At 38.1% G+C, this 1,755-nt stretch carries 2 protein-coding genes and 1 pseudogene; 2 read left to right on the top strand and 1 reads right to left on the bottom strand.

Translation table 11 applies throughout. The features are described 5' to 3' along the window. Positions 1 to 182, top strand: a 182-nt coding sequence (locus H6G92_RS39145; RefSeq protein ID WP_206758858.1) for a hypothetical protein, incomplete at its 5' end; no start/stop codon positions are given. Between the two features lie 198 nt (positions 183 to 380). On the opposite strand, the gene H6G92_RS38710 is transcribed toward H6G92_RS39145, so the two are convergent. Next, positions 381 to 917 carry a hypothetical protein gene (locus H6G92_RS38710; protein ID WP_199345152.1) on the bottom strand — a complete coding sequence of 179 codons (537 nt, stop codon included), beginning with the start codon at positions 915 to 917 and terminating at the stop codon, positions 381 to 383. 604 nt (positions 918 to 1,521) lie between these two features. Between H6G92_RS38710 and H6G92_RS41300 the strand changes: the two are divergent. Next, a pseudogene (locus H6G92_RS41300) lies at positions 1,522 to 1,665 on the top strand (FAD-binding protein); the annotation flags it as partial. Positions 1,666 to 1,755: the final 90 nt, after the last annotated feature.

Here is a 1,755-nt window from a genome sequence, read left to right on the forward strand (position 1 = left end):
TTACGCTTTTCTTAGTGCCATTCCTTTTTAATTCTTTCATTAACCACCAATTTACATTGGATATTTTTAGATATATATTCTGTATGAAGAAATATCACCTCAAAACACCCAAAGTCAACACCCTACCACAGAGCTACCCAAAAGACAACTTCACAGGCGATTCAACCGCAGCAACAGAATAACTGTGATCCTGCTTACCCAGATTTTTGCATTCCAAAGAATTCACCAGACTTAGATTGCCGAGATATTAGCCAAAGAAGGTTTAGAGTGCTGCCACCCGATCCTCATGGGTTTGACCGAGATGGGGATGGGATTGGGTGCGAAAAATAACTACGACGAAACACAGCTTTCAGCTAGGCAGTAAAAATGTTTCATCAAAATCAAGATTGTGAAATTGACTCCGAACCTTTAAAGACCGTTGGAATAGCCATCACCATCAACATTATTAAGTTAGCAACCCAAAACAATACGACAACACCAAAACCCACTAATGTCAAATAGGAAAATGTTAATTGTGTGAATCCATCTAGCAATTGCCACAACCGAAAAGCTGTGTAGAAAAAGCCAATAGGTACAACAATACTTGGCACTAGGGAGCGACTAAAAACACGTTCAGATATGAGTTGTACAGCGACTATCAACAGGTAACTTCCCCAAAATACCCATACAGATGGTTGTTTCCAAGCCAGAGCTAACAAGCACATCGGTAATAAAACTCCAGCAACCAAGGCTAATTTGACCCACCATCGCAGAAATTGCCATTGCTGCTGGTTATACCCAATTTCTGCCGTAAAGGGTAAACATCGAGCTTTCACACCAAAACCATAGCCAAGAGATAGCAGGGTTATAATCAGAATAAAGAGCGTAAGAATCAATCCATTATTAACTGTCATCTGCTCGAAAATACCAATTTTCATACTCTTAGTTGAATCTGGCTTTAACAGCCTCGCTCCACCTTGGATGCCAATAACAATATTTCGCCTTCTACTTTTATATACTCAGTGTGCAATGTGTTGATTTAAGCTAGTCGAAGGTTGAAGTCGAACTTCTCTCTCTTTTGCTCTAGCAGTCCTAGTTCATCGCTTCCCAAATTGATTTTCTCTTTTATTGCCGAAAGTGATGCTAATATAGGCGATTGGAGTGATGAGTGATGTATTGGGAGACTGTTTTACTTTCCAGACATACTGTAAGTAAGAAATTTACAAGTTCGTAGTCTTATCGAGTCTTTTAAAGCCTAACCAGTAGGTTGCTCAATTATTCACAAATTTATTAAATATTGTACTAATAAGCTCATCCATCATTGAACTATTACTCAAAAATAGTCACTCATTTTCAGAATTATTAATACTGCTTATACTTAGTTTTTAATCGAAAACTATTGAGAAATAAATTTTGTAGCAGCAAATGTCAAAGGCTAAGAATTCCTTAACGCTGCGTCCGCCCAAAAGTGTCCCAATTAATATTAGTAATATGCAAGAGAATGCATTTATTTTGTAGTACAAAAAATCGAGATAACCTTTGATGAACAACTTATTAGCGAAAAATGATACGAACATTTTAGTAATTGGAGCAGGAGTCAGTGGTCTAACAACTGCTATATGTCTAAGAGAGGCGGGTTTTAATGTTGTCAGGACTTACGCAACTGGCACAAATAGCGGGCGGGGCGTAGCCCTGCCACACGACAACTTAAATCAAACCAAGCACATAGGAATACTTGGGCGTTTTAGTTGCTGAATTAAATAATTGGAAAGCAAA

Source organism: Nostoc foliaceum FACHB-393 (genome assembly GCF_014698505.1).
Taxonomy (GTDB): Bacteria; Cyanobacteriota; Cyanobacteriia; order Cyanobacteriales; family Nostocaceae; genus Nostoc; species Nostoc foliaceum_A.